This is a genomic window from Amycolatopsis sp. CA-161197 (assembly GCF_050942255.1).
In the GTDB taxonomy this organism is placed as follows: Bacteria; Actinomycetota; Actinomycetes; order Mycobacteriales; family Pseudonocardiaceae; genus Amycolatopsis.
Genome location: NZ_CP192059.1, coordinates 6,871,942 through 6,891,939 on the forward strand (window position 1 = coordinate 6,871,942; position 19,998 = coordinate 6,891,939).

Here is a 19,998-nt window from a genome sequence, read left to right on the forward strand (position 1 = left end):
ACACCCCTCGTACACCGGGACGAGAAGGTACTGCCCGTACCCGGAACTCACCGGTCACGAGAGGGAGAACGAACGATGCGAGGAACCACCTGGACCCGGCGGCTGGCGTTGGCGGGCGGCGGTGTCGCGGCCGGGCTGCTGGTCGCGGCGCCGCTGGCCGTGGCGGACACGAGCGCGCCGCCGGCACCCTCGAACGTCGCGCCGATCACGCTCAGCCCCGAGGAGTCGCAGCAGGTCTGCGGCGACTGGGTGCCCAAGCTGCAGAAGCGCGCGAAGAACCTCACCGATCGCATCAACGGCGGCGCCGAGGTCGCCGGCTCCGTCGCGAACCTCAAGGCGCGCGCCGCCGACCAGAAGGCCAAGGGCCACACCGCGGCGGCCGACCGCCTGCAGAAGCGCGCGGACAAGCGCCAGAGCCGCATCGCCCAGCTCGGCGACGCGACCAACAAGCTCAACGCGTTCGCCACGGCCCACTGCAAGCCCGCGGGCACGAAGTGAGGACGGCCCGGCTCGCGGCCGCCGTCGCGGCGGCCGCGCTCGTGGCCTTCGGCTGCACCGCCTGCAACGGCGGCGACTCCGCGGCCCCGCCCAGCGGCGGCTCCCCGGCGACGAGCGAACTCAACGGCATCCAGTCGACCCTGGACAGCATCGAGTCCGACATGGCAGGCGACGGCTCGCCTTGAGCCAGGCAAGCGGCGACGCACGGTGAACCGCCCACGGCGGGCCACCGCCCGCTGTGGGCCCGCCATCAGCCGCGACGGCCCGCGCCCTCCGAACATCGCGGCGTCCGACAGCCACGCCGGCCGCAGGCCGGGCGTGGCGGGTGACAGCTCCCCTCGAGCCACGACACGCGAGGGTTCACGACGAGCCGGCTGCGGCGGGCAACAGCCCGCCGCAGCTCGAACATCGTCCGCAACGGCCCGCAAGGGACATCGCGGGCGCACGACAGCCACCCGGCCCGCAAGCCGGGCAGGGCAGGCGACGGCTCGCCTTGAGCCGCGTAGCCTCTGCGTCGACGTTGGCGGAGAGGGAGAACGGGAGCCCGCGATGGGGTCAGCCGGGCGGGGACTCGTCCTCGTCGTCGAGGATGAGGCCGCGATTGCGGAGCTGGCGGCGATGTATCTGCGGCGCGACGGGTTCGGTGTCCACGTGGAGTCGGACGGTGCGGCCGCGCTGGGGGCCGTGCGGCGGCTCAAGCCGGTGGCCGTGGTGCTCGACATCGGACTGTCCGGAATGGACGGGATCGAGATCTGCAAGGCGTTGCGCGCGGCCGGCGACTGGACGCCGGTCCTGTTCGTCACCGCGCGCGACGACGAGCTCGACCGCCTGCTGGGCCTCGAGATCGGCGCCGACGACTACCTCACCAAACCCTTCAGCCCGCGCGAGCTGGCGGCGCGCGTGCGTACGGTGCTGCGCCGGGCGTCCGGGGGCACGCCGGCCGCCGAGACGTTCGAGTGCGGCGGCGCGCGCGTTGACGTGACGAGCCGCCGGGCGTGGGCGGGCGAGCAGGAGGTCACGCTGACGTCCACGGAGTTCGACCTGCTCACCCACCTCGTGCGCCACCCCGGCCGCGTGCTCTCGCGCGACCAGCTGCTGTCCGCCGTGTGGGGCTACCCGGCCGCGGCGGGCACGCGCACGGTCGACGTGCACGTGGCTCAGCTGCGCGCGAAACTCGGCGCGCACAGTCCGATCAGGACGGTGCGCGGCATCGGCTACGCGGCGGACGCCGGATGAGGGGCACACTCGCGCTGCGCATCACGGTCGTGTGCCTGGCGGTGGCGGGGATCGCCGTGATCGTCTCGGGCCTGGTGGCGACGCGGCTCGTGCGCACCACCGCCGACACCGTGCTGCAGCAGTCGCTGAAAGCCCAGGCCGACGTGGTCGCGACGCAGCTCGACGACACCGGCATCGGCAACCGCCTCGGCGTCGGCAAGGTCGCCGACGTGGTGCGCGGCCAGGGCATCGCCGTGGTCGTCCGGCGGCCCGGCGGCCAGGACGTGGGCGACGCCACGTCGACCCGCGTAGCCGAACGCGCCGGGCTCGCGTCGGGCACGAACCAGTCGGACCGCGTGACGGTGGACGGGCAGCAGTACCTCGTGGAGGTCCGCACCGTCGGCCCGCGCGCGGCCGCGTTCGCGCTGGTCCAGCCCGCGCGCAGCGGCGAGGCGACGCAACGCGCGCTGGTGCGCAACATCGCGCTCGCGCTGGGCATCGGGCTGCTGGTCGCCGCCGTCGCCGGCTACGCGTCCGGACGGCTGCTCGGCCGGCCCCTGCGGAAGGCGGCGGCCGCGGCCGTCAGCCTGCGCACCGGCCGGCGCGACGTCCGCGTGCCGGTGGAAGGACCCGTCGAGGTCGCCGAGGTCGCGGGCTCGCTCAACGAACTCGCCGACGCCCTGGCCCACAGCGAAGCCCGGCAGCGCGAGTTCCTGCTGTCGGTGTCCCACGAGCTGCGCACCCCGCTTACCGCCGTGACCGGCTTCGCCGAGGCCATCGCCGACGGCGTCGCCGAGGGTCCCGACGCGCGCCGCGCGGGCGAGACCATCCACCGCGAGGCGCAGCGCCTCGAACGCCTGGTCAGCGACCTGCTCGAACTCGCCCGGCTCGGCGCCGACGAGTTCCGCCTCGACCTCGCGACCCTCGACCTGGCCGCGCTCGTCGGCGACCGCGCGCAGGTCTGGCGGCTGCGCTGCGAACGCGAAACCGTGCCCCTCTACGTCGACACGCCCGCCGCCCCGGTGCTCGTCACCGCCGACGCGCGGCGCCTGCAGCAGGTGGTCGACGGCCTCGCGGAGAACGCCCTGCGCGTGACCCCGGCCGGCGCGCCGATGGTGTTCTCCCTGGTCGTGGACCAGGGCCACGCGCACCTCGCCGTGCGCGACGGCGGCCCGGGCCTCGCACCGGAGGACTACGCCGTGGCCTTCGAACGCGGCGTGCTGAACAAGCGTTACCGCGACCGCCGCCCCGTCGGCTCCGGCATCGGCCTGGCCCTGGTCCACGGCCTGGTCGAACGGATGGGCGGCGCGCTCCGCGCCGGACCCGCCCCCGAAGGCGGCGCTGCCTTCACGATCACGCTCCCGCTCGCAGCTGCGCCGCCCGGTCCGTAACGTCCATGAGCGCCCAGTGCTCGACGATCCGCCCGTCGCGCACCCGGACCATGTCCATGCTGGTCACGGCGTACGACCGGCCGGTGGAGACCTGTGTGCCGGTGCTCGTGTAGCGGTTCACGGAGAACTCGCCGTCGCTCACGTTCTGCTCCACTCGCACCGCGAGGTCACGGAAGTCCGCGAGGAACTCGCCGCGGCTGATCGCGGCCCACTTCTCGCGCCACGCGGCGATGCCGACGTGGTCGCCCCCGGCGCCGCCGCGGTGGTCGATCACGTCCGGGTCCACGTACTTCAGGCCTTCCTCGGTGAACGCCGTCTCGACGATCCGGCGGTGCACCTCGGCCGGGGTGAGTTCGCTGCTCATGGCCGCGTACCCTAAGTGGGGAACTCCCCACTTGGCAATCCCCGAGGAGGCCGGCCGTGACACCCCGGGCCGACGCACGTGACAATCGGGCGCAGCTCGTGCGCGCCGCCCGCGAGGTGTTCGCCGCCGAGGGCAGCGACGCGCCGCTCGACCGCGTGGCCAAGCGGGCCGGCATCGGCAACGCCACGCTCTACCGCCACTTCCCCCGGCGGCGCGACCTGCTCGCGGCGGCCTACGCCGAAGAGGTCGAGACCCTGCGCGCGCAGGGCGAGGCCCTGCTGGCACACGAGGACCCCGAAGCGGCACTGTTCACGTGGCTCGGGCTCTTCCTCGACCACGTCCGGGACAAACGCGACCTCGCACTGTCCATAACGGACGATCCCGGCGGCGACCGCGAGGAGCTTTTCGCCCGCTGGCACGGGGTGATGACCGACACAGCCACCGCCCTCGCCACCCGCGCCGGTCTCGCCGAGGAGGTCGAACCGCTCGACCTGCTGGTGCTCACGACGGGAATCGCCTTGTCCGGCGCGGAAAAACCCCGCGTCGAACGGCTGCTGCGCGTGATCCGCCGGGGCGGCACCGGCCCCGGTCAGGCCGGCGCCGGCCAAGCTCGCACGGGTTAAGCTCACGCTGTGGAAATGCTGCACCTGCGCTACTTCGTGGCCGTCGCCGAAGAGTTGAACTTCTCGGCGGCCGCGCGGCGGCTCCACATGGCCGCGTCGCCGTTGAGCCAGCGGATCAAGGACCTCGAGCACGAGCTCGGCCAGAAGCTGTTCGACCGCAGCACGCACCACGTCACCCTCACCGCCGCGGGCACCGCGTTGCTGCCGATCGCGCGCGACGTGCTGGAGCAGGTGAACTCCATCCCGTGGCGGCTGCGCGAGGCGGCGAAACCCCAGCGCAGCACCGTGTTCCTCGGCATGCCCGCGGGCGTGCACCCGGACCTGCGCGACCGCGTGACGGCGCTGGCCGAGCGGGTGCGCGAGCGGTTCGAGCTCAAGCGGTGGCCCGGCGCCAGCCCCGACCTCGTCGACGCCGTGCTCGACGGGCGGCTCGCGCTGACGCTGGCGCGCGTGCCCGTGACCGATCCGGCGCTCGAAGCGCTGCCGGCGATGTCGGAACGGCTCGGCGCCGTGGTGCCCGCCGACCAGTTCACCGGCCGCGAGTCGGTGAGCCTGGCCGAGCTGTCCGGGTTCGCCTACATCTCCTCCCCCGAGGAATCGACGCCGGCTTATTTCGAGCAGCTCGACCACCAATTGATGTCGCTCGGTATCAAAAAACGGCTCAAGCCGGGGAACACCGGATATTCGGGCGTCTCGGAAATCATTTCCTCCGGGCTGGCGTTTTCCATTTCCATGCTCGACGAGGCCAGCCCCATGCACCTCTACCGGCTCGAGAACGTCGCCGTGCTCCCCTTCACCGATTTCCGGCCCGAGCTGGAGACCAACCTGCTCTGGCGACGTGACCGGGGCGACAGCGGCGACCTGGCCGAGCTCGTCGCCGCCGCACGCGAGATCTTCGCCGAACCGCTGACCAGCTGAAACAGCGCAAGAATGGTATGATCGCTGCGGTCATACCATTCTTCGCGACATGATCATTCCCTTTCTTCACCTGCGCCACTAACTTCGGTGGCAGATCAAGAACAGCAGGTGCGAAAGGATCGAAGATGGACGAGCAGAACACCGCCACCGGACCGCTGGACGGGGTGCGCGTGATCGACCTCTCGACCGTGGTGATGGGCCCGTACGCGGCGCAGATCCTCGGTGACCTGGGCGCCGACGTGATCAAGATCGAGTCCCCCGCCGACACCGTCCGGGTGGGCCAGTACCGCACCACGCCGGGGATGACCCCGCTCAACCTGAACGTGAACCGCAACAAGCGCAGCGTCGCCCTGAACCTCAAGGACGCCGGCGAGCGCGAGCAGGCACTGGCGCTGATCGACACCGCCGACGTGCTGATCACCAACATGCGCCCCGGCGCCCTGGCGCGGCTCGGCATGGACTACGCCGAGGTCGCGAAGCGCAACCCGGGCCTGATCTACGCCCACGCGCAGGGCTTCCGCAGCGACTCCGACCGCGCCGGCAACGCCGCGTACGACGAGACCGTGCAGGCCGCCTCGGGCCTGGTCGACATCGCGAACCGCGCGATCGGCAAACCGGTCTACCTGCCGACCATCCTGGGCGACAAGGTTTCCTCGCTGACGATCGTCTACACCGTGCTCGCCGCGCTGCACCACCGCGACCGCACCGGTGCCGGCCAGCGGATCGAGATCCCGATGACCGACACGCTCATCGCGTTCAACCTGGTGGAGCACCTCGCCGGGCACGTGTTCGAGCCGGCGCAGGGCCCCACGGGCTTCCCGCTCTCGATGTCGCAGGGCCACCGCGCCGCGCCGACGAAGGACGGCCTCGCCTGCGTGATCCCCTACAACCCGCAGAACTTCCGCGACTTCTTCGCCGCGGCCGGGCGCGCCGACCTCGTCGAGGACCCGCGCGTGAACGGCGAGGCGATCGACAACGCCGACGTCGACGCCCTCGCGGAGCTCATCGACGAGTGCGCCCCCGCGCTCACCACCGCCGAATGGGCCGAGGTCTGCGCCAAGCACAGCATCCCGTTCGCGCCGGTCCTCGAACTGGACCACGCCCACGAGGACGACTACGTCCGCGAAGGCCACCTGCTCGACACCGTCGAGCACCCGACCGAGGGCACCATCCGCACGGTCGGCATCCCCGTGCGCTTCTCCGCCACGCCCGGCTCGATCCGCCGCCCGGCCCCGGTCGCCGGCCAGGACACCGCCGAGGTGCTCGCGGAACTCGCGAGCCGCTGAACCCCGGTCACAGAGCACCAGTCGCAGAAAAGAAGTGACGTCATGACCACCGAAGTGCGCACCGAACGGATCGGCACCACGCTGCTGATCACGATCGACCGCCCGCAGGCCCGCAACGCCGTGAACGCGGCTGTCGCGGCCGGACTGGCGGAAGCGCTGGACACGCTGGAGGGCGACCCGACGCTGCGGGCGGGTGTCCTCACCGGCGCCGAAGGCACCTTCAGCGCCGGCATGGACCTCAAGGCCGCGCTGGCCGGCGAAAGCCCGGAGATCCCGGGCCGCGGGTTCGGCGGGCTGACCGAGGCCGAGCTGACCAAGCCGCTGATCGCCGCGGTCGAGGGCTGGGCCATGGGCTGCGGGTTCGAGCTCGCGCTGGGCTGCGACCTGATCGTCGCCGCCGAAGACGCGAAGTTCGGGCTGCCCGAGGTGAAACGCGGCCTCGTCGCCGCCGGCGGCGGCGTGATCCGCCTGCCCAAGCGCCTCCCCCACCACCTCGCGATGGAGCTGCTGCTGACGGGCGAGCCGATCACCGGCCGCCGAGCCGGCGAGCTCGGCTTGGCCAACCGCGTGGTCGCGGCCGGAGAAGCGACCGCCGTCGCCCTGCAGCTGGCCGAGCTGGTCACGCGGAACGCGCCGCTGGCACTGGCCGCAGTGAAGAAGATCGTGCGCGCCGCCGACGGGGTCCCCGAGCCCCAGGCGTTCGCCGCGCAGCGGGAAGAGCTCAAGACCCTGATGACCTCCGCCGACGTCCGCGAGGGCATGACCGCCTTCGCCGAGCGCCGCGCGCCCCAGTGGACCGGACGGTGACGACCATGAAGCAAGAAGACGTCCTGCGGCACGTGACCACACCGCTCGTGAACCCCGCGTTCGCGCCGATGGTGCCGCGGTTCACCGACCGCGAGTACCTCAACATCGTCTACCGCACCGACCCCGAGGCCCTGCGCGCCGTCGTGCCGGAACCCCTGCAGATCGAAGAGCCGCTCGTGCGCTTCGAGGTCATGAAGATGGGCGACGTGAGCGGCTACGGCCCCTACACCGAGTCGGGCCAGGCCATCCCGATCACCTTCGACGGTGAGCGCGGCGAGTACCTGCACGCGATGTACCTCGACAACTTCCCGGCCACCGCGTCGGGCCGCGAGGTCAGCGCCTACCCGAAGACCATCGGGGCGCCGAACCTCTATGTCGACAACGGCGCGCTCGTCGGCACTCTCGACTACGGCACGCTGCGCGTGGCCACCGCGACCATGGGCTACAAGCACTTCTCGCTGGACGTCGAGGCCGCCGAAGCCCAGATCACCGTGCCGACGTTCATGCTGAAGATCATCCCCGGCTACGACGGCGCGCCCCGCGTGATGGAGCTCGTCCGCACCGAGATCACCGACGTCGTCGTGAAGGAGGCCTGGACCGGCCCCGCGCGGCTGCAGCTGTTCGAGCACGTGCTCGCCCCGCTGGCCGACCTTCCGGTGCGCGAGATCGTCTCCGCGAGCCACATCCTCACCGACCTGACCCTCGCCCGCGTCACGCCGGTCCACGACTACCTGAAGGGAGCACAGCGATGAGCACCGAATTCCGCACCGCAGCCGTGATCGGAGCCGGCACGATCGGCCTGTCCTGGACCGCGCTGTTCGCCGGCCACGGCCTCACCGTCAAGGTCAGCGACCCGCGCCCCGACCTCGCCGAGGCCGTCGCGAACGCCCTGGCCGAGTTCACCCCGCACCTCGCCGCGCAGGGCCTCGACGTCGAAGGAATCGCCGACCGCGTGCAGATCGCCGACAGTGTCGCCGACGCCGTGCGGGACGCCGACGTGGTGCAGGAGAACGGCCCGGAGAGCGTCGAGTTCAAAAAGGACCTGTTCGCCACACTCGTGGCAGCCGCGCCGAAGCACGCGCTGCTGCTGAGCTCGTCGTCGGCGATCCCGTCGACCGCCTTCACCGGCGAGCTGGCCGACGCGAGCCGCGTCCTCATCGGACACCCGTTCAACCCGCCGCACCTCATCCCGCTCGTGGAGGTCGTGCCGGGCGAGCGCACCGGCGAGGACGCCACCCAGGCGGCCGTCGACTTTTACACCTTCCTCGGCCGCGTGCCGGTGGTGGAACGCAAGGAGATCCCCGGCTTCGTCGGCAACCGCCTGCAGAACGCGCTGAGCCGCGAGGCGATCTACCTCGTCGAGCAGGGTGTGGTCACGCCCGAGGACCTCGACAAGGTGATGACCAACTCGCTCGGCATCCGCTGGGCCACGGTCGGGCCGTTCCTCGGCTCGCACCTGGGCGGCGGCCCCGGCGGCTATCGGCACATGGCCGAGCACATCGGCCCGTCGATGAAGAAGATGTGGGCCGGCCTCGGGCAGCCCTCGCAGACCCCGGAAGAAACCGAACGGCTCGTCGAAGCCGTCGAAAAGGCTTACGGCTCCTCCACGTACTCGGAACTCGCCGAGGCGCGCGACCGCAAGCAGATCGCAGTCCTGTCCGCATTGGACGCTGCTCGCAAGGAGGAGAACTGACATGACCACCACTCTCGAAGACCAGCTCGTCGCCGACTTCTACGACTACGAAACCCTGCTGAGCGACGAAGAGCGCAAGCTGCTCGTCAAGGCCCGCGGCTTCATGCGCGACGAGGTCAAGCCGCTGGTGAACGAGAACTGGGCCGCCGGCACCTTCCCGAAGGAGCTCATCGCGAAGTTCCGGGAGAGCGGCCTCGCGGGCCTGCCGTATGAGGGCTACGGCGAACACCGCGCCGCCACCAGCCACCTGCTCACCGGCATGATGGCGATGGAGATGAGCCGCACCGACGCCTCGGTCGCCACGTTCTTCGGTGTCCACAACGGACTCGCGATGTACTCGATCTACTCCGGCGGCAGCCAGGAACAGCGCGACCGCTGGCTCCCCGAGATGGCCGCGATGGACAAGATCGGCGCGTTCGCGATGACCGAGCCGCTCGGCGGGTCCGATGTGGCCGGTGGCATGCGCACCACCGCCAAGAAGGACGGCGACTCCTGGATCCTCAACGGGGCCAAGCGCTGGATCGGCAACGCGACCTTCGCCGACTACGTGGTGGTCTGGGCGCGCGACGTCGACGACGACAACGTGAAGGGCTTCGTCGTCGAGAAGGGCACGCCGGGCTTCTCGCCGGTGAAGATCGAGAACAAGATCGCGTTCCGCATCGTCGAGAACGCCGAGATCACCCTCACCGACGTGCGGGTACCGGAAGCCAACCGCCTGCAGGGCATCGACTCCTTCCGCGACGTCGCGGAGATCCTGCGCGCCACCCGCGGCGGGGTCGCGTGGCAGGCGCTGGGCGTGATGATCGGCGCCTACGAGCTGGCGCTGGACTACGCCAAGGAGCGCAAGCAGTTCGGCCGTCCGATCGCACGGTTCCAGCTGGTGCAGGACCTGCTGGTGAAGAGCCTCGGCAACATCACCGCGTCGTGGGGCATGCTCGTGCAGCTGGCCCGCCTGCAGGACGCCGGGATCTTCAAGGACGAGCACTCCTCGCTCGCGAAGGCCTTCGTCACCTCGCGGATGCGTGAGGTCGTGGCCTGGGGCCGGGAGATCTTCGGCGGCAACGGCATCGTGCTCGACCACGACATCGCGCGGTTCTTCGCCGACGCGGAGGCCATCTACTCCTTCGAGGGCACCCGCGAGATGAACACGCTCATCGTGGGCAAGGCGATCACGGGACAGAGCGCGTTCGTCTGAGTCTGAGTCAGTTCACGCAGCCGGTGGCGTTCGACGTCACCGGCTGTTGTGGCGTTCCGGCGGTGGAGGTGTCCGAAGGCGGGTTCACCGGCAACGTGGCGGCGATCGGCCGAACGCCGCCGTGGCTGCCCGCGGTGGTGGTCGGGTCCGTCTTGCCGGTGCCGCCGGAGGCCGACACCGACGACGAGCCCAGCTGGTCCTGCACGAACGTCTTGACCTGCTGCGGGTCCACCTTCACCGCGTCGCCGTCGGCCGGCGTGGCCAGGGAAAGGCTCTGCACCGGGATCGTGACGAACCCGATGGTGCCGGAGCTGATGCCGTGCAGCTGCTGGGCGAAGCTCAGCACGTCCCAGCCCTTGTCGAGCACGACCGAACCCTGCAGCGCGTCGACGAGCGCCGACAGCTTGTCCGGGCTGGTCAGCGTGCCGGAGCCGAGCACGTTCTTCGCCATGCCCGCGAGGAACGCCTGCTGGCGCGCGATGCGGTCGAGGTCGCCGTTGGGCAGGCCGTGGCGCTGCCGCACGAACGCGAGCGCCTGCGCGCCGGACAGCGTCTGCGGGCCGGCCGGGAAGTTCGCGCCGGAGTAGGTGTCGTGCACCGGGTTGTTCAGGCACACCTGCACGCCGCCGACGGCCTGGCTCAGCGCCGCGAACCCGGCGAGGTTCACCGCCGCGTAGTGGTTGATCGTGAGCCCGGTGAGCTTCTCGACGGTGGCGATCGCGGACTTCGCGCCTTCGGCGTCGGCGGCGACCTCGAGCTGCGGCCCGCTGAGCCCCTGGCCCGACAGGTGCGAGCGCGCGGACGCCCGCGCCCGGCTGTAGGCCGAGTTGATCTTGTGCTTGCCGTAGCCCGGGACGTCCACATAGGAGTCACGCGGGATGGAGATCGCCGTGGCGGCCGCGCCGCCCGCCGGCACGTGCACCACGATCATGGTGTCGGTGGTGCTGCCGCCGTCGTCGCTGCTGCCGGCGTGCAACGAGTCGAGCACGTTCTGTGGCAACGGGTTCCCGTTGGCGTCGGTGCGCGAGTCGAGCCCGACCAGGAGGATGTTCTGCGCCACCTGCAGCGGTTGTCCGGTCGGTGTCTCGGGAACCTGCGCGGCGGGCGGGATGACGTCGGCCGTGACGATCCCGGTGTCGAGCCGGTGCAGCTGCGACCACGCGTACCCGGTGGCACCCAGCACCAGCGTCGACACCACCCCCAGCACGACACGGCCGCCGATCCGGCGGCCCCGGGACGTGAGCAGCACGACAGAATCCCCTTGCTTCCCCGAAAGAGCCCGAGCGGGCCTGTCTTCGAGGATCACCGCGTTAGCTGGGAATAGCCTGAGAATCCTGTCGCAAAAATGTGATGATGCCCGTTCGGCCGACCGCCGCTGGGCCGAAAGTGAGCTGTGCCACGGAGTTTCGCGACACCGCGTGGCAGCTCGGGCACGGGGAGCGCTCAGCGCGGCATGCGCCGCCACACCGCGCGCGGCAGCAGGCGCATCACCGCGAAGACCGGACGGAGCACTCCCGGCACCCAGACGACTGCGCGCTGTCGCCGCAGCGCCGCGACGGTCGCGTCGGCCACCTGGTCGGGCGTGCTGGAGAACGGCGCAGGAGACATGCCCTCGGTCATCCGGCCGATCACGAAGCCGGGCCGCACGAGCAGCAGGTGCACGCCGGTGCCGTGCAGCGCGTCGGCCAGCCCGCAGGCGAAGCCGTCGAGGCCGGCCTTGGCCGAGCCGTAGACGTAGTTGGCGCGCCGCACGCGGACGCCGGCGACGGAGGAGAACACGACGAGGCTGCCCGAGCCCTGCGCGCGCAGCAGTTCCGCCGTGTGGGTGAGCACGGCCACCTGGGCGACGTAGTCGGTGTGCACGATGGCCGCTGCGTGCTCGGCGTCGGTCTCCGCGCGGGCCTGGTCGCCGAGGATGCCGAAGGCCAGCACGACGACGTCGAGCGGACCGTGCTCGGCGACCACGCGGTCGAGGAACGGCCGGTGCCCGGCCAGGTCGTCGGCGTCGAACCCGGCGGTCTCGACCACCTCGGCGCCGGCCGTCCGCAGCGTCGCGACCTGCTCACCCAGGTCGGCCCCCGGGCGGGCGGCCAGCACGAACCGCTTCGCCCCGCCTGCGGCGAGCCGCTGCGCGACCGCCGTCCCGATCTCGCTGCGTCCGCCCAGCACCAGCACCGTTCCGCTCACGCGCGGCAGTCTGCCAGCCCGGCGCCGGGGCCGCCCGAGGTGGCCTGTTTCACAAACTGCAACTTTGCAGATTGTGAAAGTTTCGCGTTACGCTCTTCAGCGTGTCCTCTCCTGGCCTGCGCGAGCGGAAGAAGCTCGAAACCCACCGCACGCTCTCGACGGTCGCCGTGCGCCTCGTCGGCGAACGCGGTCTGGACCACGTGACGGTGGAGGACATCGCCGCGGAGGCCGGGGTTTCCGCGCGCACCTTCTTCAACTACTTCGCGTCCAAAGAGGACGCCGTGGTCATCGCCCACGCCGACCGGGCCGAGCGCAGCCGGCGCCTCATCGACCGGCTCACCGCGATGCCGCCGGAGCTGAGCACGCTCGAGGCCGTGGTCGCCGCCGCGCGCGACGACCTCGCCGAGATCGACGAGAACCGCGACGAGTGGCTCACGCGGATCCGGATCATCAAGGAAAACCCGGGCCTCACACTGCGCGCCCTGTCCCTCGGCACCGACGTCGTCGAACCCACCGTCGCCGCGATCGCCCGCCGCAGCGGCACCGACCCGGCGACGGACCTCTTCCCGTCACTGCTGTTCTCCGCCTTCGGCTCCGCGATCAACGCCTCCCTCATGCTCTGGCGCGACCTCGGCGGCTCGCGCCCACTGCTCGACCTCGTCGACGAAGCGGTGGCCACGCTGGCCACCGGACTCGCCGATCCGCACTGACTCGAAATCGCACTGCCCCGAACCGTCACGACCGCGATCGCAACACCCGCCACTCGACCCGCCCGCCACTCCGCCGCATCACCTGGCAAGCCGCAGTACATCCAGCACCAACCAACGCGCACCACTCCGCCGCATCCGACCACGACACCCGACACCGCCTGATCAAGCCGGCCTGACCCCAGACCGCGTCGACCCGCATTGACCGCTCCGAACCGCCAGGCATGGCATGCCACCGCACCGCACGCCACACCCGATGCCGCGCTTCACCCCTGGCCCAAGCCGGCCCGACCGCAGACCGGGCCGGGCGCGCTGAACCGCACGCCACCGTTCTCCACCGAACCCGCGCTCGACCCGAACCGGGCCGAGCCGACCACCCCACCCACCCGAGTACTCCGAGGGGATCTCTCCATGACCGTGTCCGAAACCGAGGCGCCCGCCGCCTCGGGGGCGATGAGCCGGCAGCAGGTGCTGCAGGCGATGTCGGGGCTGATGATGGGCATCTTCGTCGCCATCCTCGCCTCCACCGTGGTGGCCAACGCGCTGCCGCGGATCGTGTCCGAGCTGGGTGGGTCGCAGTCGTCCTACACGTGGGTGGTGACCACGGAGCTGCTCGCGATGACGGCGACGGTTCCGTTGTGGGGCAAGCTGTCCGACCTCTACAACAAGAAGCTGCTGATCCAGCTGTCGCTCGGATTGTTCGTGGTGGGCTCGCTGGTGGCGGGCTTCGCGCCGAACATCGAGCTGCTCATCGTGAGCCGCGTGGCGCAGGGTATCGGCGGTGGTGGCCTGACGGCGCTGGCGCAGGTGATCATGGCGGCGATCGTGTCGCCGCGGGAGCTGGGCAAGTTCTCCGGCATCTTCGGCGCCGTGTTCGCCGTGGGCACCGTGGCCGGGCCGTTGATCGGCGGTGTGCTCGTGGACACCTCGTGGCTCGGCTGGCGCTGGTGCTTCTTCCTCGGCGTGCCGTTCGCGCTCGCCGCGATCCTGCTGCTGCAGCGCACGCTGAAGCTGCCGACGATCCGGCGCGAGGCGCACGTGGACTGGCTCGGGGCGTTCCTGATCATGCTCGGGGTGTCCACTTTGCTCGTGTGGTCGTCGCTGGCCGGCTCGACGTTCGCGTGGGGCTCCTGGCAGACCGGCGTGCTCGTGCCGGTGGGTGTCGTGGTGCTGGCGCTCGCGGTGTTCGTGGAGACGAAGGTCCGCGAGCCGATCATCCCGCTGCGCCTGTTCCGCAACCGCACGGTCTCGCTGACCACGATCGCCAGCTTCTTCGTGGGTGTCGCGATGTTCGGCGGCACGGTGTTCCTCTCGCAGTACTTCCAGCTCTCGCTCGGCAAGTCGCCGACGGTCGCCGGCCTGATGAGCCTGCCGATGATCTTCGGGCTGCTGGTGTCCTCGACCGTGTCGGGTCAGCTGATCAGCCGCACCGGGCGGTGGAAGGGGCACCTGATCCTGGGTGCCGTGCTGCTGACCGCGGGCCTGGGGCTGCTCGGGCTCATCGACGCGCACACCAGCGTGCTGGAGCTGAGCCTGTTCATGCTCGTGCTGGGCGTCGGCGTCGGCATGCTCATGCAGAACCTGGTGCTGGTGACGCAGAACGACGTGCCTGCCACCGACCTCGGCGCGGCGACCTCCACGCTGTCGTTCTTCCGCAGCCTGGGCGGCTCGATCGGCGTGAGCGCGCTGGGCGCGGTGCTGGCCAACCGGGTCACGGCGCTGATCACCGAGGGCCTCGGCCCGATGCCGGGGATGAGCAGCAGCGGCAGCGAGAAGGTGCCGAACCTGGCCGATCTGCCCGCGCCGATCGCGAACGTGATCCGCGAGGCCTACGGCACCGCGACGAGCGACCTGTTCCTCATCGCCGCGCCGATCGCGCTGCTCGTGGTGGTGGCGGTGGCGTTCCTCAAGCACCTGCCGCTGAAGACCCAGAGCGGTCTCGAGCGGCTCGCGGAAGAGGCCGCCTGAGCTACGGTTCTCCGCGTGGACGACGACTTCGGCACGCTCCTCGAACGGCACCGGCGCGAGATCCGGGTGCACTGCTACCGGATGAGCGGCTCGTTCGCCGACGCCGAGGACCTCACGCAGGAGGCGTTCCTGCGGGCGTGGAAGGGCCGGAGCGGGTTCGAGGGCCGGGCGAGCGTGCGGACGTGGCTGTACCGCATCGCCACCAACGTGTGTCTCGACGCCCTGGCCCGCCGGCCCCGTCGTGTCCTGCCGGACGAGCTGGGCGCGGCCGCCGACCCGGCCGGCACCCCGGCCGCGCTCGACGTGCCGTGGCTCGGCCCGATCTCCGACAACCTGCTGGACGTCGCGGCGCCGGACGACACCGGCGCCGCGGTGGTCGAGCGCGAGACGATCGAGCTCGCGTTCCTCGCCGCCATCCAGCACCTGCCGCCCCGGCAGCGGGCGGCGCTGGTCCTGCGTGACGTGCTGGACTGGTCGGCCAAGGACACGGCGGCGGTGCTGGAGACGTCGGTGGCCTCGGCGAACAGCGCGCTGCAACGGGCCCGCGAAACGCTGCGTACGCACTTGCCCGCGCGCCGTGCCGAGTGGGCTTCCGCCGGGACGACCACTGCTGAAGAAGCCGAGCTGCTGCGCCGGCTCATCGCCGCGTACGAAGCGGGCGACCCGAACGCGGTGGCGGAGCTGCTGCGCGAGGACGCGCGCGCCGTGATGCCGCCCTACGCGCTCTGGTTCGACAGCCGGGAGCGGATCATCGCCGCGCTGCGCACGAGCATGGACGAGCGGTCGCCGTATTTCACGGGCTGGTTCCGGATGATCGCGGTGCGTGCGAATCGGCAGCCCGCGGTTGCCACGTGGGTGCGCCGGCCCGGGGAGAGCGGATTCCGCCGGTTCGGCATCAGCGTGCTCACGGTGGAGCACGGATTGGTCACGGCGATGGCGGCGTTCGAAACGGCGTCGTTCGAGCCGTACGGATTACCGGAGACGCTCCCGGAATGACCGCCGGGCAAAAAAAGCGCCCGGGTGGGTGACCTCGATCAGGTCGCCCACCCGGGCGCAAGCCGGTCCCCGTGGGGATTTCCGGGAAAGTCTCGCCTTCGCCTCCGGGAATGGTCACCGGCACGCGGTCAGGCGGCTTGATGCCGTTCGGCGGCGGAGCGGGTGCGGACCAGCTTGCGGCGCTCCAGCTCGGTGGTTCCCCCGAAGATGCCGTTGTCCAGCCCGTTGTCCAGGGCGTAGGAAAGGCACGCTTCGCGAACCGGGCAGCGCGCGCAGACCGCCTTGGCCTCGCCGACCTGACGGGCTCCGGGGCCGACGTCCGAAATCGGGAAGAACAGTTCCGGATCCTCGTCCTGGCAGGCTGCGCGGGACAGCCAGCCGGTGCTCGTGAGTTCCATTGTTGCGTTTCACCTCCTGTCGAACATTGTCTTTTCTCGGTCAACCGACTTCTCCGGGCGCACGGCGCAGCACAACTCGCAAGGAGCTGTACAGCTCGGGTGACGCTCGGTGGGCTTCCGGCCGACCCGCCGGCGCCCCACATTCAGGGGCCAGCGGACGACCGAAGTTCCAACTTACCACCGACGGCGGTTGTTCCTCAGCGTTACGGGCCCAGCTCACACTGATCTTTTTGGCGCTCGGGGAGAGGTACCCGCGCGATCGCGTCGTCACACGTGGTGCCGACATCGAATCGTTACACCTGGCGCCGTCCTCACCGCACCTGTTCCTACGGCAGCGCGGACCGGACGGGGGTGGGAGTGGACGAGTTCGACGGGTTCTTCCGCGCCGAGTTCCCGCCTCTGGTGGCCTTCGGCTGCAAGCTGGGCCTGGACCCGGCAGTGGCGCGAGAGGCCGCCGTGGACGCGCTGTCGCACGAGGCGCAGGTGTGGCCGCCGGGCGATCCGCGCGCGCGGGTGCGCGTGGCCGTTCAAAGGTTCGCCGGGGAGCACGTCCCGGCGGACGACGGTCTGACGGCGCTCGTCGAGCGGAACGCCCTGGGGGTCGAGCTGCTCGCGACGCTGCCGGACACGCAGCGCACCGTGCTGACGTGGTCGCTCGACGGGTTCGCCCCCGCCGCCATCGGGACGGCCCTTGGGATGCCGGCCAGCACAGTGCGCTCGAACCTGCGCCACGCGCGCGAACGGCTCAACCGCCGCGTGTCGTCGTGGCCCGATTTGCCGGCCTTGCCGGATGGGGAGGACGCCCTCGTGACCCTGCTCCTGGAAGCCGACGCGACGCTGACCGGAGCCCTGCGGCGGGGCCTCGACGTCGAAGCGACGCTCCGGGACGTGAAGTCCCGCACCGGCCCGCGCTTCCCCGACCACTGGCACCACCTCGACGGCCCGGTCGCCGCCGCCATGGCGGGCGACCGGCTCGCCGCGGCGCAGCTGCTGGAAACCGTCCGCCCCCTGGTCGTCCGCTACTGCCGCGGCCGCCTCGGCGGCCCCGACCGCGCCTACGCCTCCGCCGACGACGTGGCCCAGGACGTGTGCGCCGCGCTGCTCGCCGCCCTTCCCACCTACCGCGACCAGGGCCGTCCCTTCCTGGCCTTCGTGTACGGCATCGCGCAGCACAAGGTCGCCGACGCCCACCGCGCGGCCGCCCGCAACCGCACCGACCCGGTCCCCGACCCGCCCGACCGCACGGACACCGTCGACGGCCCCGAGCAACACGCCCTGCGCACCGAACTCACCACCCGCCTGGCGCGCCTGCTGGACGTGCTGCCGGACCGCCAGCGCGAGATCGTCCTGCTGCGCGTGGTGGTCGGCCTGACCGCGGAGGAGACGGCCGAAGCGGTGGGCTCCTCACCGGGCGCCGTGCGCGTCTCCCAGCACCGCGCCTTGCTGCGGCTGCGGAACCTGCTCAACGGCAGGCAGGGGTGACCTGCCTGCCGCAGCGGTGGGTCAGAAACTCCCACGCGCCGAGCGAATGCGGCGGCGCGGTCACCCACGTCTGTTCGAAGAGGGGCGCGATCTTCCCTGCGCCGAGCACCGAAGGGCGGGTGCGTCACCCACATCGGTGACCTTGAACGGTCCCTGGCACTAGGGGTCCCGCTGGACGCGCACGCGCACGCGCAAGTCCGAGCAGGCGGCCCCGACACCGCTCAGCAGCGGCGGGCGACGAAGACAGCTCCCTAAAGCCAGTCCGCGGCCGAATCGATCACTCCTCCCCGAGCTTCGCCACCACGAAATCCGCCAGTGCCGCCGCGGGGCCTTCCGTCGCGTCGCGGAGCAGGAGCATGAACTCCACGGGGCCCGGGTCCGGGAGGCCGAGGTGGGCCGGGAGTTCGAGCAGGCCGTCCGGGACGAGGCTGCGGGCGTGGACGGTGATGCCGAGGCCGGCGGCCGCCGCGGCGCGAAGGCCGGTGAGGCTGGAGGTGAGGCAGGCGGCGCGCCATTCGAGGCCGGCGCGTTCGAGGGCCTCGACGGCGAGCTGGCGGGTCACCGAGGGCATGGGGTACTGCACGAGCGGCACGGGCTGGCCCGGTTCGAGCACCGTGGCCGTCGAGCCGATCCACACCAGGGGTTCGCGCCGGAGGACGCGGCCGGGGCCGGGGGCGCCGGGGCGGCGTTTGCCGAGCACGAGGTCGAGGCGGCCCTCGGCGAGGCGGCGGGCGAGCACATCGGACAGTTCGACGTGGAGCTCCACGTCCACGAGCGGGTGGCTGCGGCGCAGCCGGCGCAGGATCTCGGGCACCTCGTCGAGCACGAAGTCCTCGGACACTCCGAAGCGGACGCGCCCGCGCACCTGGGTGCCGCGGAAGTGACGGGAGGCGCGCTCCTCGGTGTCCACAATGGTCTGGGCGAAGCCCAGCATCGCCTGCCCGCGCGCGGTGAGGTCGACGGCGTGGGTGTCGCGTTGGAACAGCAGCCCGCCGGCTTCCTTTTCGAGGCGCCGGATGTGCTGGCTGACTGTGGGCTGGCCCACACCCAGCCTCCGGGCCGCTGCGGTGAAGCTGCGGGTTTCGGCCACCGCGAGGAAGGAGCGGCACAGGCGCGAATCCAGCATGCGTCACATCTTATCGGCGCCCACAATGACAGTGAGTACGGTGATCGGGGTTCCGAATGACCGTGCCGCACCGGAGAATCGGGTGGGAAAGGAGTTCCATGACGACCGTGTTCGCCCCGCTGACCCGCCCCGTTTCCGCACTGCTGGCCAAGCTGCGGATCGACCCGTTCATCGCCGCCATCCTGCTGACGGTGGGCGTCGCGTCGCTCCTGCCCGCCTCGGGCGGCACCGCCACCGGCTTCGGGATCGCGGCGAACATCGCGGTGGGACTGTTGTTCTTCCTCTACGGCGCAAGGCTTTCGAGCCAGGAAGCCATCGACGGCCTGAAACACTGGCGCCTGCACGTCACTGTGCTGTCCGCCACATTCGTGCTGTTCCCCTTGCTGGGCCTCGCCGCCTCGTTCCTCTCCCCCGGGCTGCTCACCTCGCCGCTCTACACCGGCGTGCTGTTCCTGTGCCTGCTGCCGTCCACGGTGCAGTCGTCGATCGCGTTCACCTCGATCGCGAAGGGCAACGTCGCGGCCGCCATCTGCAGCGCGTCGGTGTCGAACCTGCTCGGCATCGTGCTGACGCCGCTGCTCGTCGCGCTGCTGCTCTCGACCGACGGCCCCGGCGTGAGCGGGCAGGCGGTGCTGGACATCGTGCTGCAGCTGCTCGTGCCGTTCGTGGCCGGCCAGCTCGCGCGCCGCTGGATCGGCGGGGTCAGCCGCCACTCGGCGCCGCTGAAGCTCGTGGACCGCGGCTCGATCCTGCTCGTCGTCTACACCGCCTTCAGCGCGGGCATGACCGAGGGCATCTGGCACCAGCTCAACCTCGGCCCGCTGTTCGTGCTGCTGGGCGTGTGCGTGGTGCTGCTCGCCGCCGTGCTGACGACCACGAGCGTCGGCGCGCGCCTGCTCGGCTTCGACCGCGCCGACCGCATCACGATCGTGTTCTGCGGCTCCAAGAAGAGCCTGGCCAGTGGCCTGCCGATGGCCACCGTGCTCTTCGGCCACGGCCAGGTCGGCCTGATCGTGCTGCCGCTGATGCTGTTCCACCAGATCCAGCTGATCGTGTGCGCCGCGATGGCCCGCCGCTACGCCCGCCAGGCGGCGGCCGACGAGCCGAGTGAGGTCGTTCCCGCCGAAGTCGGCTGATCCCCGGA

The 19,998-nt window shown here is 71.2% G+C and carries 21 protein-coding genes and 1 pseudogene; 17 read left to right on the forward strand and 5 right to left on the reverse strand.

From position 1 onward, the window contains the following. Nucleotides 1-75: 75 nt before the first annotated feature. From ACQPXB_RS32160 to ACQPXB_RS32175, 4 genes are all read left to right on the forward strand, one after another. On the forward strand, nt 76-498 hold the full coding sequence (locus ACQPXB_RS32160) for a hypothetical protein (protein ID WP_432845502.1): 423 nt from the start codon (nt 76-78) through the stop codon (nt 496-498). Next, the gene (locus tag ACQPXB_RS32165) at nt 495-683 is read left to right on the forward strand and encodes a hypothetical protein (protein ID WP_432845503.1); all 189 of its coding nucleotides are present in this window, start codon (nt 495-497) and stop codon (nt 681-683) included. The genes ACQPXB_RS32160 and ACQPXB_RS32165 overlap by 4 nt, the downstream gene beginning before the upstream one ends. A 364-nt stretch (nt 684-1,047) precedes the next feature. Further along, entirely contained in the window at nt 1,048-1,734 is a 687-nt protein-coding gene (locus ACQPXB_RS32170) for a response regulator transcription factor (protein ID WP_432845504.1), read from the forward strand. Further along, entirely contained in the window at nt 1,731-3,104 is a 1,374-nt protein-coding gene (locus ACQPXB_RS32175) for a histidine kinase dimerization/phospho-acceptor domain-containing protein (protein WP_432845505.1), read from the forward strand. Before ACQPXB_RS32170 ends, ACQPXB_RS32175 begins: the two co-directional genes overlap by 4 nt. Here ACQPXB_RS32175 and ACQPXB_RS32180 read toward each other — a convergent pair. Then, on the reverse strand, nt 3,067-3,468 hold the full coding sequence (locus tag ACQPXB_RS32180) for an ester cyclase (protein WP_432845506.1): 402 nt from the start codon (nt 3,466-3,468) through the stop codon (nt 3,067-3,069). The two genes, ACQPXB_RS32175 and ACQPXB_RS32180, sit on opposite strands and share 38 nt — an antisense overlap. A 56-nt stretch (nt 3,469-3,524) precedes the next feature. On the opposite strand from ACQPXB_RS32180, the gene ACQPXB_RS32185 reads away from it, so the two are divergent. The 7 genes from ACQPXB_RS32185 to ACQPXB_RS32215 all read left to right on the forward strand — a co-directional run bounded on the left by ACQPXB_RS32185 (nt 3,525) and on the right by ACQPXB_RS32215 (nt 9,990). After that, nucleotides 3,525-4,091, forward strand: coding sequence for a TetR/AcrR family transcriptional regulator (locus tag ACQPXB_RS32185; RefSeq protein WP_432845507.1), 567 nt, complete (start codon nt 3,525-3,527; stop codon nt 4,089-4,091). A 9-nt stretch (nt 4,092-4,100) separates the two neighbouring features. Continuing rightward, on the forward strand, nt 4,101-5,009 hold the full coding sequence (locus ACQPXB_RS32190; protein WP_366582262.1) for a LysR family transcriptional regulator: 909 nt from the start codon (nt 4,101-4,103) through the stop codon (nt 5,007-5,009). 125 nt (nt 5,010-5,134) lie between these two features. Beyond that, complete coding sequence (locus ACQPXB_RS32195) at nt 5,135-6,295, forward strand: CaiB/BaiF CoA transferase family protein (RefSeq protein WP_366582263.1); 1,161 nt, start codon at nt 5,135-5,137, stop codon at nt 6,293-6,295. Between the two features lie 42 nt (nt 6,296-6,337). Next, on the forward strand, nt 6,338-7,102 hold the full coding sequence (locus ACQPXB_RS32200; protein WP_432845508.1) for a crotonase/enoyl-CoA hydratase family protein: 765 nt from the start codon (nt 6,338-6,340) through the stop codon (nt 7,100-7,102). 5 nt (nt 7,103-7,107) lie between these two features. Then, nucleotides 7,108-7,854, forward strand: coding sequence for an acetoacetate decarboxylase (locus ACQPXB_RS32205; RefSeq protein WP_432845509.1), 747 nt, complete (start codon nt 7,108-7,110; stop codon nt 7,852-7,854). Next, the gene (locus tag ACQPXB_RS32210) at nt 7,851-8,795 is read left to right on the forward strand and encodes a 3-hydroxyacyl-CoA dehydrogenase NAD-binding domain-containing protein (protein ID WP_432845510.1); all 945 of its coding nucleotides are present in this window, start codon (nt 7,851-7,853) and stop codon (nt 8,793-8,795) included. Before ACQPXB_RS32205 ends, ACQPXB_RS32210 begins: the two co-directional genes overlap by 4 nt. A 1-nt stretch (nt 8,796) precedes the next feature. Next, nucleotides 8,797-9,990 carry an acyl-CoA dehydrogenase family protein gene (locus ACQPXB_RS32215; RefSeq protein ID WP_432845511.1) on the forward strand — a complete coding sequence of 398 codons (1,194 nt, stop codon included), beginning with the start codon at nt 8,797-8,799 and terminating at the stop codon, nt 9,988-9,990. 7 nt (nt 9,991-9,997) lie between these two features. Here ACQPXB_RS32215 and ACQPXB_RS32220 read toward each other — a convergent pair whose 3' ends face one another. Both ACQPXB_RS32220 and ACQPXB_RS32225 read right to left on the reverse strand, forming a co-directional pair. Next, nucleotides 9,998-11,239, reverse strand: a complete 1,242-nt coding sequence (locus ACQPXB_RS32220; protein WP_366582268.1) for an LCP family protein — start codon at nt 11,237-11,239, stop codon at nt 9,998-10,000. Nucleotides 11,240-11,433: 194 nt separating this feature from the next. Further along, a complete protein-coding gene (locus ACQPXB_RS32225) occupies nt 11,434-12,177 on the reverse strand; it encodes an SDR family NAD(P)-dependent oxidoreductase (RefSeq protein WP_432845512.1) in 744 nt (247 codons plus the stop codon). Between the two features lie 101 nt (nt 12,178-12,278). Here ACQPXB_RS32225 and ACQPXB_RS32230 point away from each other — a divergent pair, with 101 nt between their 5' ends. The 3 genes from ACQPXB_RS32230 to ACQPXB_RS32240 all read left to right on the forward strand — a co-directional run bounded on the left by ACQPXB_RS32230 (nt 12,279) and on the right by ACQPXB_RS32240 (nt 15,848). Continuing rightward, a complete protein-coding gene (locus ACQPXB_RS32230; protein ID WP_366582270.1) occupies nt 12,279-12,887 on the forward strand; it encodes a TetR/AcrR family transcriptional regulator in 609 nt (202 codons plus the stop codon). Nucleotides 12,888-13,295: 408 nt separating this feature from the next. After that, entirely contained in the window at nt 13,296-14,852 is a 1,557-nt protein-coding gene (locus ACQPXB_RS32235) for an MDR family MFS transporter (protein ID WP_386950337.1), read from the forward strand. A gap of 15 nt (nt 14,853-14,867) precedes the next feature. Continuing rightward, a complete protein-coding gene (locus ACQPXB_RS32240; protein ID WP_432845513.1) occupies nt 14,868-15,848 on the forward strand; it encodes an RNA polymerase subunit sigma-70 in 981 nt (326 codons plus the stop codon). Nucleotides 15,849-15,976: 128 nt separating this feature from the next. Here the strand turns inward: ACQPXB_RS32240 and ACQPXB_RS32245 are convergent, their stop codons facing one another. Continuing rightward, the gene (locus ACQPXB_RS32245) at nt 15,977-16,246 is read right to left on the reverse strand and encodes a WhiB family transcriptional regulator (RefSeq protein WP_285974314.1); all 270 of its coding nucleotides are present in this window, start codon (nt 16,244-16,246) and stop codon (nt 15,977-15,979) included. Between the two features lie 519 nt (nt 16,247-16,765). Here ACQPXB_RS32245 and ACQPXB_RS32250 point away from each other — a divergent pair. Continuing rightward, nucleotides 16,766-16,981, forward strand: a pseudogene (locus tag ACQPXB_RS32250) (RNA polymerase sigma factor); the annotation flags it as partial. 153 nt (nt 16,982-17,134) lie between these two features. Then, nucleotides 17,135-17,728, forward strand: a complete 594-nt coding sequence (locus ACQPXB_RS32255; protein WP_432856876.1) for a sigma-70 family RNA polymerase sigma factor — start codon at nt 17,135-17,137, stop codon at nt 17,726-17,728. Between the two features lie 277 nt (nt 17,729-18,005). On the opposite strand, the gene ACQPXB_RS32260 is transcribed toward ACQPXB_RS32255, so the two are convergent. Beyond that, nucleotides 18,006-18,854, reverse strand: a complete 849-nt coding sequence (locus tag ACQPXB_RS32260) for a LysR family transcriptional regulator (RefSeq protein WP_366582274.1) — start codon at nt 18,852-18,854, stop codon at nt 18,006-18,008. A 98-nt stretch (nt 18,855-18,952) separates the two neighbouring features. Between ACQPXB_RS32260 and ACQPXB_RS32265 the strand changes: the two genes are divergently transcribed. Beyond that, a complete protein-coding gene (locus ACQPXB_RS32265) occupies nt 18,953-19,990 on the forward strand; it encodes a bile acid:sodium symporter family protein (RefSeq protein WP_432845514.1) in 1,038 nt (345 codons plus the stop codon). The last annotated feature ends 8 nt before the right edge of the window (nt 19,991-19,998 follow it).

Excerpts from the sequence above, each read along its gene's own strand:
- ACQPXB_RS32160 (WP_432845502.1), top strand. The coding sequence starts at position 76 with ATGCGAGGAACCACCTGGACCCGGCGGCTGGCGTTGGCGGGCGGCGGT.
- ACQPXB_RS32170 (WP_432845504.1), top strand. The coding sequence starts at position 1,048 with ATGGGGTCAGCCGGGCGGGGACTCGTCCTCGTCGTCGAGGATGAGGCC.
- ACQPXB_RS32175 (WP_432845505.1), top strand. The coding sequence starts at position 1,731 with ATGAGGGGCACACTCGCGCTGCGCATCACGGTCGTGTGCCTGGCGGTG.
- ACQPXB_RS32180 (WP_432845506.1), bottom strand. The coding sequence starts at position 3,468 with ATGAGCAGCGAACTCACCCCGGCCGAGGTGCACCGCCGGATCGTCGAG.
- ACQPXB_RS32195 (WP_366582263.1), top strand. The coding sequence starts at position 5,135 with ATGGACGAGCAGAACACCGCCACCGGACCGCTGGACGGGGTGCGCGTG.
- ACQPXB_RS32200 (WP_432845508.1), top strand. The coding sequence starts at position 6,338 with ATGACCACCGAAGTGCGCACCGAACGGATCGGCACCACGCTGCTGATC.
- ACQPXB_RS32205 (WP_432845509.1), top strand. The coding sequence starts at position 7,108 with ATGAAGCAAGAAGACGTCCTGCGGCACGTGACCACACCGCTCGTGAAC.
- ACQPXB_RS32210 (WP_432845510.1), top strand. The coding sequence starts at position 7,851 with ATGAGCACCGAATTCCGCACCGCAGCCGTGATCGGAGCCGGCACGATC.
- ACQPXB_RS32215 (WP_432845511.1), top strand. The coding sequence starts at position 8,797 with ATGACCACCACTCTCGAAGACCAGCTCGTCGCCGACTTCTACGACTAC.
- ACQPXB_RS32235 (WP_386950337.1), top strand. The coding sequence starts at position 13,296 with ATGACCGTGTCCGAAACCGAGGCGCCCGCCGCCTCGGGGGCGATGAGC.
- ACQPXB_RS32245 (WP_285974314.1), bottom strand. The coding sequence starts at position 16,246 with ATGGAACTCACGAGCACCGGCTGGCTGTCCCGCGCAGCCTGCCAGGAC.
- ACQPXB_RS32260 (WP_366582274.1), bottom strand. The coding sequence starts at position 18,854 with ATGCTGGATTCGCGCCTGTGCCGCTCCTTCCTCGCGGTGGCCGAAACC.
- ACQPXB_RS32265 (WP_432845514.1), top strand. The coding sequence starts at position 18,953 with ATGACGACCGTGTTCGCCCCGCTGACCCGCCCCGTTTCCGCACTGCTG.